Raw genomic sequence first — 15633 nt, forward strand, 5'->3', positions numbered from 1 at the left:
GCTTTGGCCTGCCAGTAAATACAGCGCGGGGAGGCCTGCCAAGCGACGTCGCTCTATGCCCGACCCGGCAAACCCGGCTAAGGACGTGCCGTGCACGGCAAGACCATCCTCCTCATCGTCGGCGGCGGCATCGCTGCCTTCAAGGCGCTCGAACTGGTCCGCGAGCTGCGCCGCGCCGGGGCCCGCGTCATCCCTGTCCTGACCGAAAACGGCGCGCGGTTCGTCACCCCGCTGTCCCTCGGCGCCCTTGCCGAGGCGCATGTCCGCACCTCGCTGTGGGATCTGGAGGCCGAATCGACCATGGGCCATATCCAGCTCAGCCGCGCTGCCGACCTCGTCGTCGTCTGCCCGGCCACCGCCGATCTGATGGCGCGCGCTGCCACCGGCCAGGCCGATGACCTGGCGTCGACGCTGCTGCTCGCCACCGACACGCCGGTGCTGATGGTGCCCGCGATGAATGTGCGCATGTGGCTTCACCATGCCACGCGCCGCAATATGGGCACCCTGCGCGCCGATGGCGTGCGCGTCATGGACCCCGATGACGGCGAAATGGCGTGCGGCGAGTTCGGCCCCGGACGGCTGCCGACCATTGCAGCGGTCATGGCCGAAATCGCCGCGCAGTTCGGCACCCGGCCGCTTGCCGGCCGCCACGCACTCGTCACCGCCGGGCCGACGCACGAAGCGATCGATCCGGTGCGCTTCATCGGCAACAACTCCTCGGGCAAGCAGGGCTTCGCAATCGCCGACGCGCTCGCCGCCGCCGGCGCGCGCGTCACGCTCGTTGCCGGCCCGGTCGGGCTGCCGACGCCCGCCGGCGTCACCCGTATCGACGTTACCAGCGCCCGCGACATGCTCGCCGCCACCGAGGCGGCCCTGCCCGCCGACATCGCCGTCATGGTCGCCGCCGTCGCCGACTGGCGGGTGGACGCAGCAGCCGCCAAGCTGAAGAAGTCCGGCGACGCACCGCCGGTGCTCGCGCTGGTCGAAAACCCCGACATTCTGGCCACCATCGGCCATGCCGCCAACCGGCCCCGGCTCGTCATCGGATTTGCCGCCGAAACCGATGACCTGCTCGCCCATGCCGCCGCCAAGCTGGCACGGAAGGGCGCCGACTGGATCCTCGCCAATGATGTCCGCACCGGCGTCTTTGGTACCGACGCCAACCATGTCCATCTGGTCACAGCTGCCGGCACCGAGGACTGGGGCGCCGCCAGCAAGACCGCCATCGCCGAACAGCTTGTGCAGCGGATCGCCGCTGCCTTCTGATCGCCGCCGTCAGGAATTGTCATGATCGCCATCCCCATCCACATTCTGCCCCACGGCGAAGGCCTGCCGCTGCCGGACTATGCCACCCCCGGCGCTGCCGGGCTGGACGCTGTCGCTGCCGTCACCGACCCCTATCGTCTCGCGCCTGGCGATCGCTTTGCCGTCCCGCTTGGCTTTGCGATGGCGATTCCGGCCGGCTATGAGGTGCAGGTCCGCCCGCGCTCCGGCCTGGCGCTCAAGCACGGCCTCACCGTTCCCAATGCGCCGGGGACCATCGACAGCGATTACCGCGGCGAAGTGAAGGCGTTGCTCGTCAACCTGGGGTCGGAAGCCTTTGTCATCGAACGCGGCATGCGCATCTGCCAGCTTGTCCCGGCGGCCGTCACCCGCGCTGCGCTCACTCCCGTCGCCAGCCTCGAAGACACCAGCCGCGGCACCGGCGGCTTCGGCTCCACCGGCGTGTGAACAGCCTTTCCGACGACGAACTCGACCGTTACGCGCGCCACCTCGTGCTGCGCGAAGTCGGTGGTCGCGGCCAGGCGCTGCTCAGGGCCGCCAATGTCGCGGTCATCGGCGCCGGCGGCCTCGGCAGCCCTTGCCTTCTCTATCTTGCCGCCGCCGGCGTCGGCCGGCTGACCGTGATCGACGATGATGATGTCGCGCTCAGCAACCTGCAGCGCCAGGTCCTGTTCACCACCGCCGATGTCGGACAGCCCAAGGCCGCGACCGCCGCGGCCCACCTGGCAGCGCTCAACCCGCATGTCACCGTCTCCGCAAGGCCTGTTCGGCTCGACGCCGCCAACGCCCGCACCCTGCTGTCGGGTCACAGCCATGCCGCCGATGGCTGCGACAGCTTTGCCACCCGCCTGGCGGTCGCCGACGCGGCGCAGGCGCTCGCCATCCCGCTCGTCTCGGGCGCCGTCGGCCCGTTCGACGGCCAGGTCGCCACCTTCAGGGGCCATGAACCCGATTTGCCCTGCTATCGCTGCCTCGTCGGTGCCGCTGTCGATCGCGACGGGCTCAGCTGCGCCGACACCGGCGTCATCGGCGCGCTCACCGGCGTCATCGGCGCGATGATGGCGCTGGAGGTCATCCGCGAAATCACCGGCTTTGGCGAAAGCCTTGCCGGCCGCCTGCTGCTCTACGACGCCATGGGCGCGCGCATGCGCACGGTCCGGCTGCCCAAGGATCCGGCGTGTCCGGGCTGCGGCCTGGCGTAAATCCCCGGCACTGGCCCTTGTGGCCCATCGCAACGCCCCTTATCTGGCGCGCCAGTGGCCCCTCATTCTCCCCGCCGTCCAAAGCCGCAAAAGGGACCCGTGATCCGATTTTTCGCGTTCATCGCCAAGGCGGTGCTGCTCGCTGCGGTTGCCGGCGCGCTGGCGCTCGTCGTGGCCGTCGCCATCGCCTATACGACGCTGCCGGGCTTTGACGAGATGATGCGGTCGCCCAACGGGCAATCGGTCGAAATTCGCGGTGACGACAACAGCGTGCTCGTCTCCTTGGGCCCCAGCTATGGCGAATGGCTGCCCTATGCCCGCATTCCCGAGACGATGACCGGCGCCATGATCGCCGTGGAGGATCGCCGCTTCTGGATGCACCCGGGCGTCGATCCCATCGGCATGGCGCGCGCCTTCGTCGTCAACAGCCGCGCCGGCCGCAGCGTCCAGGGTGCCTCGACGATCAGCCAGCAGCTGGCGCGCAACATCTTCCTGACGTCGAACAAGACCTATGCGCGCAAGGGGCGCGAGCTGATCCTGGCGCTGGCGCTGGAACGCAAGTTCACCAAGGAGGCCTTGCTCGAACTCTATCTCAACCGCGTCTATTTCGGCGGCGGCGCCTATGGCATCGACGCCGCATCGCGCAAGTTCTTCGGTCATTCGGCAGCATCGCTCAGCCTCGAAGAGGCCGCGATCATCGCCGGCCTCGTCAAGGCACCGTCGCGCTACGCCCCTTCGGCCGATGCCGAGGCCGCGCGCCGCCGCGCCGACACCGTCATTGCCACCATGGTCGATTCGGGCGCCATCACCCCGGCCGAAGCCGCTGGGGCCGAAATGGACGTCGTCCGCTTCGCCGCCCAGCCGCGCCAGAACGGCGCCCGCTATTTCACCGACTGGGTGCTCTCCGAAGTCGAGAACCTGACCGACGAGGCGGTCGAATCGCTCCAGATCGCCACCACGCTCAATCCCGATGGCCAGCGCGCCGCCGAAGCCGCGATTGCCGCGGAAACCCCGCCCGGTGCGCAAGGCGCGTTGGTCGCGATGGCACGCGACGGCGCCGTCAAGGCGATGGTCGGCGGGCGCGATTATGTCACCTCCAACTACAACCGCGCCGTCGCCGCCCGCCGCCAGCCCGGCTCGGCGTTCAAATTCTTCGTCTATGCCGCGGCGATCGAAGATGGCATCGGCCCCGACGACACGCTTGTCGACCGGCCGACGCGGATCGGCAACTGGAGCCCCCGCAACAGCAACGGCCGCTTCGTCGGCACCGTCACCGTGCGCAACGCCTTTGCCCAGTCGATCAACACCGTCGCGGTCCAGCTCGGCCAGCGCGTCGGCTTCGATACGGTGGCCGACATGGCGCGTCGCTTCGGCATCACCACGCCCATCGACCGCCGCCCGGCGATGGTCCTTGGCGCATCGGACGTCACGCTGCTGGAAATGACCCAGGCTTACGCCGCCGTCGCCGCCGGCGGGGTGGAAGCGCGGCCCTATGCCATCACCCGCATCACCACCGGGTCGGGCAAGGTGCTGTACGAGCGCGAGGCCGATGCCCCGCGCGTCATCGTCGCGCCCTATGTGGCCGCCAAGATGACCGAACTGATGCAGGCGGCGGTGGAAACCGGCACCGGACGCGCCGCCCAGATCGGCCGCCCGCTGGCCGGCAAGACCGGTACTACCAGTTCGAACAAGGACGGCTGGTTCCTGGGCTTCACCAACGAGCTGACGACCGGCGTCTGGATGGGCCGTGACGACGCGCGCGCCGTCGGCGGCCTTGCCGGTGGCCGCGCCCCGGCGCGCGCCTTCGCCGCCTATATGGCCCGGGCCGTCGGCGGCACGCCGCCGGCACCGCTGGTGACCGATACCGGCACCGATGCCGCGATCATCGAGCCCGACGACCAGGTCTATGGCATCACCGACGATGCCACCGCCCCCGGCGTCAACGACACCGCCGACGGCGCGCCGCCGGTCATCGAGGACCTGCGGCCGCCGCCGTCGCCGCAGCGGTCGGACGTGCGGTCGGGGATCGACGACCGCTGGCTCGACGAGAAACTCGCCGAACCGCTGCCGCCCCCGCCGCAATAGCGGCAAAGGCTGCGATCTTGACTCCAACGCCGCGCGCGCCGAATGTAGCAGTCGCTACATAAACGGGAGGCAGCAGCAATGACGACGCCGATCGAAACCATCAACGCCTTCATGGCCGCGGTCGCGGTCAAGGATTACGACACGGCGCTGCGGTACATCGCGCCGACCTGCGAATATGACAATGTGCCGATGGGCAAGGTCGTCGGCCCAGACGGCGTCCGCGCCGTGCTCCAGCCCTTCTTCGCGCCGACGATCGCCAATGAATTCCACATCCTGCGCAGCCTCGCCGATGGCCCGCTGGTGTTTCTGGAGCGCCTCGATCGTCACCAGCTGGAGAGCGGCTGGGTCGAACTGCCGGTCACCGGCGTTTTCGAAGTCCACGACGGGCTGATCACCCTGTGGCGCGACTATTTCGACCTCAACACGATCATGTCGAAATGGCCGATGCCGTGAGTGCCGATGGCTGCGGCGCGGACAGGCGTGCCGCAGCCCATGCCGCCGCATCGGCGACGCCGGCGTCCGCATCGCCGCACAGTGCCAGGACCTGCGGCAACAGCCCCGCATTGCCCGAACTGCCCGCGGCATAGAGGCAATTGCGCACCATCCGGTCGCGGCCGATGCGTTTGATCGGCGACCCTGAAAACAGCTGCCGGAACCCTGCATCATCAAGCAGCAGCAGGTCGGCAAGCCGCGGCGCCACCAGCTCCGCGCGTGGCCGGAATGCCATGTCCCGCGCCGCCCGGGCGAAACGGTTCCACGGGCAGGCCGCCAGGCAATCGTCGCAACCATAGATGCGGTTGCCCATCGCCGCCCGGAATTCGTCCGGCACCGGCCCCTTGTGCTCGATGGTCAGGTAGGAAATGCACCGCCGGGCATCGAGCCGATAGGGCGCCGGAAAGGCGCCGGTAGGACACGCCTGCTGGCAACGGTCGCACGACCCGCAATGGTCCTTGTGCGGGGCATCGACGGGCAGGGCGATCGTCGTCATCAATGCACCCAGGAACAGCCAGGATCCCTCGCTGCGGCTGACCAGATTGGTATGCTTGCCCTGCCAGCCCAGCCCTGCCGCCGCCGCCAGCGGCTTTTCCATCACCGGCGCCGTGTCGACGAACACCTTCAGCGGCTGGTCCGGCACCGCCGCCACCAGCCAGCGCGCCAGCGCCTTCAGCCGCTTCTTGATGGCGTCATGATAATCGCTGCCGAGCGCATAGATGGAGATGACCCCGGTTTCCGGATGCGCCGCATGGCGCAACGGGTCGAGCCCCGGCGCATAGCGTGTGCCGAGCATGACCACCGACCTGACCTCCGGCCACAGCCCGGTCGTGGAGGCGCGGCGGTCGACGGTTTCCGCCATCCAGTGCATGTCGCCATGGCAGCCATCCGCCAGCCATTGCCGCAACCGCGCGCCGGCCAGCGGCGCCGCATCGGCGGGTGCGATCCCGAAGGCGGCAAAGCCCAGTCGTTCGGCCTCGGCGGCAAGGCCGAGGCGCAGTGCCGCGTTATCGGTCAAACTGCCCCAGCCACTCGGCGATCAGCGCGCCGACGCGCAGCTCGGTTGCGCCCCAGAACAACCAATGCCCGGCGCCGGCGATCTCGTGATAATCAATGGGGCCCGTCAGTTTGCGCGCCGTTGCCCGCGAAATGGCCGGCACCGTGGTCCGGTCCTCCGAACCGACGATGACCAGCGCCGGCTGGCCCAGCCGCGCATAGTCGACCTTGGTCGCGCCGGTTGCCGAAAGGGTCGGAAGCGTCATTTCGGCCAGCACCCGTCCCGAATCCCACACCAGCTGCGCGATCTCGGCATCGGCGATATCGGCGGGAACGCCGTTGAAAATGCCCCAGCGCGCCTGGTCGGCGTCGCACAAGGTCGGCTCGCGCCACCATCCCCATTTCGTCACCACCCCGGCGACCGTGCGCAGCGTCGAAAATGCCGGCTTCGCCGTCGCCGCCGTCGCCGCGGTGGACAGCAGCACCAGCCCGGCGTGCGGCACTCGCGCCGCCACGATCTGCGCCAGCATCCCGCCCATCGAATGGCCGATGATCACCGGCGGGCCGGGCATCGCCGCCACTTCGGCGACCAGGAACCGGACATAATCCTCCACCGTCAACCGGCCCATCTCGGCCGGCGGCGGCAGCGTTGCATCGCGGTCATGCCAAGGCAGCACCGGCGCGCGCGTGACATGGCCTGCCGCCTCTAGCCGGGCACGCAGCCGGTCGAACGTCGCCGGCGTCGACCACATGCCATGGATGAAGAACAGCGCCCGGGCCATCAGCCCGCCGCGTCCATCGCAAAGGCCAGGACCAGCGGCATCAGCCAACCACGTCGGTCGATGCCAGCACGGCCATCGTCACCAGGTCGGACGCTGTCGCCGTCATCGGCGCGATCTGCACCGGCCGGCTCATGCCGACCAGCAAGGGCCCGATGACCCGGCCGGTGGCGACTTCCTTGAGCAGCTTGGCCGCGATATTGGCCGAATGCAGCCCCGGCATGATCAGCACATTCGCCGGCCCCGAAAGCCGGCTGAACGGATAGAGGCTCCGCATCGCCGGATTGAGCGCCACATCCGCCGACATTTCGCCTTCATATTCGAAGCCGACACCGCGCGCGTCGAGCAGTTTCACGGCCGCGCGCAGGTCGCCGATGATTTCGCCTGGCGGGTTGCCGAAGTTGGAATAGCTGATGAAGGCGACGCGCGGTTCCTGCCCCATGCGCCGCGCCACGCCGGCGGTGCGCTCGGCGATATCGGCGAGCATCGCCGCGTCGGGGCGTTCGTTGACGGTCGTGTCGGCGATGAAGATGGTTTCCGACTTGCCGACATACAGATGGACGCCGAACGGCCGGCGCCCCGGCACCGGGTCGATGACCGCGCGCACCTGGCGGTAGGTGGTGGCAAAATTGCGCGTCACGCCGGTCAGCATGACATCGGCCTCGCCCAGTTCGACCAGCATGGCGCCGAAGATGTTGCGTTCGTGATTGACCATCCGCTGGACATCGCGGAGCAACTGGCCGCGCCGCTGCAGCCGGGCGTAAAGCCGTTCGACCATGCGGGGCACCAACGGACTGTTGGCACTGTTGTGGATTTCATAGGCGTCGATGTCGGGCACCCCGATCCGCGCCAGTCCTTCGCGGATCGGCCCTTCGCGGCCGACCAGCACCGGCTCGCCATAGCCCTGGTTGCGATAGTTGACGGCGGCACGCAGCACGACGTCCTGCTCGCCTTCGGCGAACACACACCGCCGCGGCCGGGCGCGCGCGGCTTCCACCGCGCCGGCCAGGATCGACGTCGTCGGGTTGAGGCGCGACCGCAGCTGCTGCCGATAGGCGGCTTCGTCGAAGAACGGCTTGCGCGCCACGCCCGATGCCATCGCCGCCTTGGCGACCGCCGTCGGAATTTCCTCGATCAGCCGCGGGTCGAACGGCGCCGGGATGATATATTCCGGCCCGAACATCCGCGCCTTGCCACCATAGGCGGCGGCGACTTCGTCGGGCACCTGCATCCGCGCCAGCGCCGCGATGGCATTGGCGGCGGCCAGCTTCATCGCCTCGTTGATCTGCGTCGCGCGCACATCGAGCGCGCCGCGAAACAGATACGGGAAGCACAGGACGTTGTTGACCTGGTTCGGGTAATCGCTGCGCCCCGTAGCCACGATCGCGTCGGACCGGACCTTGGCGACGTCTTCCGGCGTGATTTCGGGATCGGGGTTGGCCATGGCGAAGATGATCGGGTTGGGCGCCATGCTGGCGACCATCGCCTCGCTGACGGCGCCCTTCTGGCTCAGCCCGAGCAACAGGTCGGCGCCGACCACGGCTTCCGCCAGCGTGCGCGCCGCGGTATCGGACGCATGCGCCGATTTCCACTGGTTCATGCCCTTTTCGCGGCCCTTCCAGATCACGCCGCTGGTGTCGCACATGATGACGTCGCGGACGCCATAGGCCTTGATCAGCTCGGTGCAGGCGATCGCCGAAGCGCCGGCGCCGTTGACGACCATCTTGACGTCCTCCGGCCGGCGACCGGTCAGATGCAGCGCGTTGATGACGCCCGCGGCAGCGACGATGGCGGTGCCATGCTGGTCATCGTGAAAAACCGGGATGTTCATCCGCTCCTTCAACGTCGTTTCGATGATGAAGCACTCGGGCGCCTTGATGTCCTCGAGGTTGATGCCGCCAAAGCTCGGCTCCATCAGTTCGACGGCATCGATGAAGCGATTCACGTCCTCGGTGGCGAGTTCGATGTCGATCGAATCGATGTCGGCAAAGCGCTTGAACAGCACCGACTTGCCTTCCATCACCGGCTTCGACGCCAGCGCGCCGAGGTTGCCCAGCCCCAGGATGGCGGTGCCGTTGGAAATGACGGCAACAAGGTTGCCCTTGATGGTATAATCATAGGCGGCATCCGGATCGGCGGCGATCGCCCGCACCGGTGCGGCAACGCCCGGCGAATAGGCCAGCGCCAGGTCGCGCGCCGTCGCCATCGGCTTTGATGCGATGATTTCCAGCTTGCCCGGCCGCCCGCCGATACGGTGGAAGGCCAGCGCCTCGCGGTCGCCGAAATCGGGGGCGCCGAGGGTGGGATCGGTATCGTCTGACATCAGGGTCTCCAAACTCGCCCGTGTGATAGGGGGTGGACCCCTGCACCGGCAAGCGAAAGCAGCCCGGGCGCGGCTTTGCGCCCGCCGGGGATCGCGGTAACAGCGGGGCAATGACAGCCGCCAGCGCCACCGCCTCGCCGATGATCGCCCAGTTCCTGGCGCTGAAGGAGACCGCGCCCGACTGCCTGTTGTTCTTCCGCATGGGCGATTTCTACGAACTGTTCTTCGACGATGCCGTCGCTGCCGCTGCCACGCTCGACATCGCGCTGACGAAGCGCGGCGAGCATCAGGGCGTGCCGATCCCGATGTGCGGCGTCCCGGTTCATGCCGCCGATGCCTATCTGGCGCGGCTGATCAAGGGTGGTCACCGCGTCGCCATCGCCGAGCAGATCGAGGATCCGGCCGAAGCCCGCAAGCGCCCCGGCAAGACCATCGTCGCCCGCGCCATCACCCGCATCGTCACCCCCGGCACGCTGACCGAAAGCAACCTGCTCGACCCGCGCCGCGCCAACTGGCTGGCGGCAATCGCGCCCGGACCGGTCACGGGGCCCTGCACCGGCCTCGCGTGGTGCGACCTTTCGACCGGCGCTTTCGCAACCCGGGCCTGCGCCCCGGGCGAAGTCGCCGCAGAGCTGGCGCGGCTCAACGCCGCCGAACTGATCTACCCGGAGGGCACAACCGATACCCAGCTCGCTCATGCCGAGCGAAGCCGGGGAACGCCCAGACCGCCAGCCGACTTTCATCCCGCACGCGGCGAAACCCTGCTGAAATCCCGCTTCGGCGTCCTCACCCTCGATGGCTTCGGCAAGTTCACGCCGGCCGAGATCGCCGCCGCCGGCGCGCTGCTCGCCTATGTCGAGGCGACCGCAAAGGGCGCCGTGCCGCTGCTCGCCCCGCCGCGCCCCGAAGTGCCCGGCAGCACCATGGCGATCGACGCCGCCACCCGCACCAGCCTGGAACTGGCGCGCGGCGCTGGCGGCAGCCGCGCCGGCAGCTTGGAGGCCGCCATCGATCGGACCGTCACCGCCGGCGGCGCCCGCCTGCTTGCCGCCGACCTGTCGGCACCGCTGACAGATGCCGCCGCCATCGGCGAACGGCTCGACCTTGTTGCCTGGTTCGCCGACTCCGGCAGCGTCCGCACGCGCAGCCGCGATGCGCTCGCCGCCATGCCCGATGTCGCCCGCGCGCTGGGCCGGCTCGCCGTCGGCCGCTGGGGACCGCGCGACCTTGCCGCGACGCGCGACGGGCTGGCGCTGGCACTGGCGCTGAAGTCAGCCCTGGGTGCGCCCAGCCTGACCACCCCACCCCTGCTCACCGCCACCCTCGCCCGCATCGGCCCCCATGGCGGCCTTGTCGAAGCCCTGCGCCGCGCACTTGTCGCCGAACCGCCGGTCGATGCCGGGGCCGGCGGCAGCATCGCCGCCGGCCATGACGCCGCGCTCGACACGCTGCGCGAAACCGCCCGCGACGGCCGCAGCGCCGTGGTCGCGCTCGAAACCCGGCTGCGCGCCGAAACCGGCGTCGCCGCGCTGAAGATCCGCCACAACGGGATCCTTGGCTATCACATCGAGGTCGCCGCCAAGTTCGCCGACCCGCTGCTGCGCGCCGATTCCGGCCTGATCCACCGCCAGACGCTCGCCGGGGTCGTCCGTTTCGGCAGCATGGACCTGTCGGCGCTCGCGGCCGCCATCGCCCAGGCCGGCGACCATGCGCTGGCCGCCGAAACGGCGCATCTGGAGGAACTGCGCGACCAGGTGCTCGCCCAGGCCGCCGCCATCACCGAAACCGCCGCCGCGCTGGCCCGGATCGATGTTGCCGCCGGGCTTGCCGAACTGGCGATGACCGAAGCCTGGGTCCGCCCGCGCGTCGACGCCACCACCGCCTTTCACATCGAGTCCGGCCGCCACCCGGTGGTGGAAGCCGCCGTCAAGGCCAACCGCGGGCAGTTCGTCGCCAATGATTGCGATCTCAGCGCCGACGCCCGGCTGTGGCTCGTCACCGGCCCCAACATGGCCGGCAAATCGACCTTCCTGCGTCAGAATGCCCTTATCGCCGTCCTTGCCCAGGCCGGCAGCTTCGTGCCTGCCCGCGCGGCGCACATCGGCGTCGTCGACCGCCTGTTCAGCCGGGTCGGCGCCGCCGACGACCTGGCGCAGGGCCGCAGCACCTTCATGGTCGAAATGGTCGAAACCGCCGCCATCCTGTCCGGGGCCGGCCCGCGCAGCCTCGTCATCCTCGATGAAGTCGGGCGCGGGACGTCGACCTATGACGGCCTCGCCATCGCCTGGGCGGTGCTGGAGGCGGTCCACGACGACCTGCAGTGCCGCTGCCTGTTCGCCACCCATTATCACGAGCTGGTAGCGCTGAAGGACCGGCTGCGCAGCCTCGCCACGGTCAGCGTCGCGGCACGCGAGTGGAAGGGCGATCTCGTCTTCCTCCACCAGGTTCGTCCGGGCGCCGCCGACAAAAGCTATGGCCTCGCCGTCGCCCGCCTGGCGGGCGTGCCTGCCCCGGTGCTCGCCCGCGCCCGCAGCGTGCTGGCCCGGCTGGAGGCCAACCGCGACCGCACGGGCGGCCTAGCGGCCGGCCTGTCCGACCTGCCGCTGTTCGGCGCAGCGCCCGCGGCGCCCGCCGGCGACGCGCTGCGCGACCGGCTGGCGGGCATCGACATCGATTCGGTCACGCCGCGCGAGGCGCTCGACCTGCTCGCGGAACTGCAGGCGTTGGCGGGGGGTGACGGCGGCAACCCGCCGCAACCATGACAATCCCGCTCATCCCGAGCGAAGTCGAGGGACCCTCGGACCGCTGACCGAGCGGGATCCGGTCCAGACCCCGCTCCGTCAGGCGCTCAGTGCCCGACCACCGTCGGTTCGACACCCGATTCCGCCAGCTGCGCGTTCAGTTCGCCCTGCAGCCGCTCCAGCGCCGCCTGGTCGTGCGCCTCGACCCGCGCCACCAGCACGTCCTGGGTGTTCGATGCGCGCAGCAGCCACCAGCCATCGGGCGTCGTCACGCGCGCACCATCGGTTTCGTTGACCGTCGCGCCCGCCGCCTTCAGCCGCGCCAGAACTTCGGTGACCACCGCGAACTTGCGGTCCTCGCTCGACTGGAAGCGCAGTTCGGGGGTGTTGACCATCACCGGCATGGCATCCTTCAGTGCCGTCAGCGAGCCGCCCAACTGGTCGACGGCGCGGATCAGCCGGATGCCGGCATAGATGCCATCATCAAAGCCATACCATTGGTGCTTGAAGAAGATGTGGCCGCTCATTTCCCCGGCGAGCGGCGAATCGACTTCCTTCATCTTGGCCTTGATCAGGCTGTGCCCGGTCTTCCACATCAGCGGCGTGCCGCCCAGTTCGGCAATGCGGTCGTACAACGCCTGGCTGGCCTTCACATCGGCGATGATCGTGCCACCGGGCAGGTCCTTCAGCACCGGCTCGGCAAGGATACCCAGCAGCTGGTCGCCCCAGACGACGCGGCCCTGGCCATCGACCGCGCCCAGGCGATCGGCATCGCCATCGAACGCCAGGCCGAAGTCGCAACCCTTTTCGGCCACGCAAGCCTTCAGATCGACAAGGTTCTTTTCCTCGGTCGGGTCCGGGTGATGGTTGGGGAAAGTGCCATCGACTTCGGGAAACAGCACATAATGGGTGCCGGGCAGCCGCTTCACCAGCTTTTCGACCACCGGGCCGGCGACGCCGTTGCCGCAATCCCAGGCGATGGTGAACGGTGTCGTCGCATCGAAATCCTGCAGCAGCCGATCGACATAGCGATCCATGATCGGCACCGTTTCGTGGCTGCCCTCGCCGCTGTCCCAATCGCCCGCGGCCGACATTTCGCCGAGCGCGCGGATGTCGCTGCCGAAGAACGGACGGTCGGACAACAGCATCTTGAAGCCATTGTATGCCGGCGGGTTGTGGCTGCCGGTGATCATCACGCCGCCGTCGCAGCCGAGTTCATAGACTGCATAATAGAGCATCGGCGTCGGCCCGACGCCGACCCGCACCGCATCGACGCCGGCAGCGTTCAACCCCTTGACCAGTTCGGCTTCGAACCCCGGCGACGATTCGCGGCCGTCATAGCCCACGGCGACGCGGCTGCCGCCGGCGCGGCGGACGATGGTGCCGAAGCTGCGGCCGATCGCCAGCGCATCGGCGCCGGTCAGGGTGTCGCCGACCAGCCCGCGAATGTCATATTCGCGCAGGGTCGTCGGATCGAAAATATGGGCCACGAGTTCGGTCTCCGTTATGACGTTTCCGGCGCCCCACCTCGCCGCCGCTTCGTTAGCCCGGCAGGCCCCGGCTTGCCAAGCCGATGTTGCAGTGCATCATCATCGGCTCATCTATTTCGCCAGCCGCGCCAGCAGCAGATCGCGCGCCTCCGTCACCGCCTGTGCCGCGGCATCGCTGCCGCCGGCATCGGGGTGCGCCGCTGCCATCCGGGCCCGCCACGCCGCCTGGATGATCGCCGCGTCGGCATTTTCCCCCACCCCGAGTGTGTGGCGCGCGGCGATGGCCGGGTCGGCCGGCCGGTTATAGCGCCACCAGCCCCAGGCGACGGCGGCCGCCACCAGCGCCGGCACGATCTTGCCGCCCTCCAGCATCTTCACCGCCACCCGCATCGCTGCCCCGGTGCCGAGCAAGCGGAGCAGATTGGGGACCAGTTCGCCCTTCTTGTGCAGCCACCAGGCAAGTGCTGCCGCCAGCAGCAGGGCGATGCTCATGCGGCCGGCAACCGCGACGGGTCCCACCCCGGCAAGTTGAGCGCGGCCAGCAACGCCCGCAATTCGGTGCGCGCACCGACGTGGCTGAGGCTGAAATCCTCCAGCGCCGCACGGTCGAGCAGCGTCAGCCCGCGCGGGAAGAACTCGCGGTAGATGACACGTTCGGTCAGCCCGCCGACAACGCGGAAGCCGACGCGGCCGGACAGCGCCTCCAGCGCCGCGCCCACTCTTTTGCGATTGCGGGCTTCCAGGCTCGACAGGCGGTTGCGCAGCACCACCCAATCGACCGTCACGCCATCGGCCTTGGCCCGCGCCCGCCGCGCATCCCAGATCAGCTCGGCATAGAAACTCGGCCGGCGGACGGCGAAGGTTTCGGGGTCGACCTGGCCGATCAGGTCGAAATCGACGAAGCTGTCGTTGATCGGGGTGATGATCGTGTCGGCCGCCGCCAGCGCCGCGCGCGCCAGTGCCGAATCGCGCCCCGGCGTGTCGATGACGAGGAAGTCGAGCGGCTGGGCCTGCTCAAGCCGCAGCGCCAGTTCGGCCACGTCGCCGTCCCCGTCGGCGATCACCGCGACATCGGGCGTCGGCAACGCCAGGTCGCGCTTGCGGGCAAAGGCCACGCGGTTTTCCAGATAGCGCGCCACGGTGCGCTGGCGCGAATCGAGATCGAGCATGGCAACGCTGAAACCGGCATGCGCCAGCGCCACGGCGATGTGGACCGCGGTCGTCGATTTGCCCGATCCGCCCTTTTCATTGCCGAGCACGATGAGGTGCGCGCGCTTGCCTGTCACTATTGATGCCCCGCCGTGCTTGCCTGATGGCCTTGCCAACTGCGGCGGTTTCGCACACAGCCGCGCGCCTATGTCAATCGCAAGGCGTATCATGGCCGCACCCGTCGTTCCCGCGCCAATGGCGATCGTGCGGACGCCGGCCGCGCTTACCGCCGCCGTCGCCGCCTGGCAGCGCGACGGGCTGCGCGTCGCCTTCGTGCCTACAATGGGGGCGCTGCACGCCGGTCACCTGGCGCTGGTCACCGAAGGCTTGCGCCACGCCGACCGCGTCGTCGCCTCGATCTTCGTCAATCCCAAACAGTTCGGCCCCGCCGAAGACCTCGATCGCTATCCGCGCGACGAAGCCGGCGATGCGGCCAAGCTGGTCGGCGCCGGCTGCACCTTGCTCTACGCCCCCAGCGTCGAAACCATGTATCCGCCGGGGTTCGCCAGCTTTGTTCGCGTCGCCGGCCTGCCCGACCTGTTGTGCGGCCGCGTCCGGCCCGGCCATTTCGACGGCGTCGCCACCGTGGTTTCCAAGCTGCTGGCGGCGGCGCGCGCCGATGTCGCGGTTTTCGGGGAAAAGGACTGGCAGCAGCTGGCGATCATCCGCCGCATGGCAGCCGATCTCGACCTCGGCACGCAGATCATCGGGGCCGGGATCGTCCGCGACAGCGATGGCCTCGCCCTGTCATCGCGCAACCTCTACCTGACCCCCGATGAACGGCAACGCGCGCTGGCCCTGCCGCGGGCGCTGGCAACGGCACAAGCGACCCTGCGCACCGGGGAGCCTGTCGCAGCCACGCTCGCCGCGGCATCGACGGCACTCGCCGCCGCCGGCTTTGCCAGGGTCGACTATGTAGAACTGGTCGATGGCGAAACGCTCGGCGCTCTCGACGCGCCCGTACCCGGCGCCCGCATCATGGCGGCCGCGGTGATGGGCACGACGCGGCTGATCGACAATCTGGCGATCTGA

13 protein-coding genes are annotated in these 15633 nt (G+C 69.1%); 7 read left to right on the top strand and 6 right to left on the bottom strand.

The window, feature by feature from the left end:
- Nucleotides 1-90: 90 nt before the first annotated feature.
- From coaBC to GGQ62_RS07280, 5 genes are all read left to right on the top strand, one after another.
- Entirely contained in the window at nt 91-1266 is a 1176-nt protein-coding gene (gene coaBC / locus GGQ62_RS07260; RefSeq protein WP_152578916.1) for a bifunctional phosphopantothenoylcysteine decarboxylase/phosphopantothenate--cysteine ligase CoaBC, read from the top strand.
- 21 nt (nt 1267-1287) lie between these two features.
- Nucleotides 1288-1731, top strand: coding sequence for a dUTP diphosphatase (gene dut, locus GGQ62_RS07265; protein ID WP_152578915.1), 444 nt, complete (start codon nt 1288-1290; stop codon nt 1729-1731).
- Entirely contained in the window at nt 1728-2486 is a 759-nt protein-coding gene (locus GGQ62_RS07270) for a HesA/MoeB/ThiF family protein (RefSeq protein WP_152578914.1), read from the top strand. The genes dut and GGQ62_RS07270 overlap by 4 nt, the downstream gene beginning before the upstream one ends.
- A gap of 99 nt (nt 2487-2585) precedes the next feature.
- Entirely contained in the window at nt 2586-4571 is a 1986-nt protein-coding gene (locus GGQ62_RS07275; RefSeq protein WP_243446692.1) for a transglycosylase domain-containing protein, read from the top strand.
- Nucleotides 4572-4649: 78 nt separating this feature from the next.
- The gene (locus GGQ62_RS07280) at nt 4650-5024 is read left to right on the top strand and encodes a limonene-1,2-epoxide hydrolase family protein (RefSeq protein WP_152578913.1); all 375 of its coding nucleotides are present in this window, start codon (nt 4650-4652) and stop codon (nt 5022-5024) included.
- Here the strand turns inward: GGQ62_RS07280 and queG are convergent.
- From queG to GGQ62_RS07295, 3 genes are read right to left on the bottom strand one after another with little or no spacing between them, the layout of a single operon-like run.
- The gene (queG, locus tag GGQ62_RS07285; RefSeq protein ID WP_152578912.1) at nt 4999-6081 is read right to left on the bottom strand and encodes a tRNA epoxyqueuosine(34) reductase QueG; all 1083 of its coding nucleotides are present in this window, start codon (nt 6079-6081) and stop codon (nt 4999-5001) included. The genes GGQ62_RS07280 and queG overlap by 26 nt on opposite strands.
- Nucleotides 6071-6841: an alpha/beta hydrolase gene (locus GGQ62_RS07290; RefSeq protein WP_152578911.1), complete on the bottom strand. Its 771-nt coding sequence runs from the start codon at nt 6839-6841 to the stop codon at nt 6071-6073. Before GGQ62_RS07290 ends, queG begins: the two co-directional genes overlap by 11 nt.
- 40 nt (nt 6842-6881) lie before the next feature.
- On the bottom strand, nt 6882-9161 hold the full coding sequence (locus GGQ62_RS07295) for an NADP-dependent malic enzyme (protein WP_152578910.1): 2280 nt from the start codon (nt 9159-9161) through the stop codon (nt 6882-6884).
- A 110-nt stretch (nt 9162-9271) separates the two neighbouring features.
- Here GGQ62_RS07295 and mutS point away from each other — a divergent pair, with 110 nt between their 5' ends.
- Nucleotides 9272-11923, top strand: a complete 2652-nt coding sequence (mutS, locus tag GGQ62_RS07300) for a DNA mismatch repair protein MutS (RefSeq protein ID WP_243451558.1) — start codon at nt 9272-9274, stop codon at nt 11921-11923.
- Nucleotides 11924-12009: 86 nt separating this feature from the next.
- Here mutS and pgmG read toward each other — a convergent pair whose 3' ends face one another.
- The 3 genes from pgmG to GGQ62_RS07315 all read right to left on the bottom strand — a co-directional run bounded on the left by pgmG (nt 12010) and on the right by GGQ62_RS07315 (nt 14678).
- A complete protein-coding gene (pgmG, locus tag GGQ62_RS07305; RefSeq protein WP_152578908.1) occupies nt 12010-13392 on the bottom strand; it encodes a phosphoglucomutase/phosphomannomutase PgmG in 1383 nt (460 codons plus the stop codon).
- 111 nt (nt 13393-13503) lie between these two features.
- Nucleotides 13504-13884: a molecular chaperone DnaJ gene (locus tag GGQ62_RS07310; protein WP_152578907.1), complete on the bottom strand. Its 381-nt coding sequence runs from the start codon at nt 13882-13884 to the stop codon at nt 13504-13506.
- On the bottom strand, nt 13881-14678 hold the full coding sequence (locus tag GGQ62_RS07315) for a division plane positioning ATPase MipZ (RefSeq protein WP_243446691.1): 798 nt from the start codon (nt 14676-14678) through the stop codon (nt 13881-13883). Before GGQ62_RS07315 ends, GGQ62_RS07310 begins: the two co-directional genes overlap by 4 nt.
- A gap of 118 nt (nt 14679-14796) precedes the next feature.
- Here GGQ62_RS07315 and panC point away from each other — a divergent pair, with 118 nt between their 5' ends.
- On the top strand, nt 14797-15633 hold the full coding sequence (panC, locus tag GGQ62_RS07320) for a pantoate--beta-alanine ligase (protein ID WP_152579014.1): 837 nt from the start codon (nt 14797-14799) through the stop codon (nt 15631-15633).

It is taken from the genome of Polymorphobacter fuscus (assembly GCF_011927825.1).
GTDB lineage: Bacteria > Pseudomonadota > Alphaproteobacteria > Sphingomonadales > Sphingomonadaceae > Sandarakinorhabdus > Sandarakinorhabdus fusca.

What these genes read in the sequence shown, in the direction of transcription:
- panC (WP_152579014.1), top strand. Translation starts at nt 14,797, where the DNA reads ATGGCGATCGTGCGGACGCCGGCCGCGCTTACCGCCGCCGTCGCCGCC.
- dut (WP_152578915.1), top strand. Translation starts at nt 1,288, where the DNA reads ATGATCGCCATCCCCATCCACATTCTGCCCCACGGCGAAGGCCTGCCG.
- GGQ62_RS07310 (WP_152578907.1), bottom strand. Translation starts at nt 13,884, where the DNA reads ATGAGCATCGCCCTGCTGCTGGCGGCAGCACTTGCCTGGTGGCTGCAC.
- GGQ62_RS07290 (WP_152578911.1), bottom strand. Translation starts at nt 6,841, where the DNA reads ATGGCCCGGGCGCTGTTCTTCATCCATGGCATGTGGTCGACGCCGGCG.
- GGQ62_RS07295 (WP_152578910.1), bottom strand. Translation starts at nt 9,161, where the DNA reads ATGTCAGACGATACCGATCCCACCCTCGGCGCCCCCGATTTCGGCGAC.
- GGQ62_RS07280 (WP_152578913.1), top strand. Translation starts at nt 4,650, where the DNA reads ATGACGACGCCGATCGAAACCATCAACGCCTTCATGGCCGCGGTCGCG.
- mutS (WP_243451558.1), top strand. Translation starts at nt 9,272, where the DNA reads ATGACAGCCGCCAGCGCCACCGCCTCGCCGATGATCGCCCAGTTCCTG.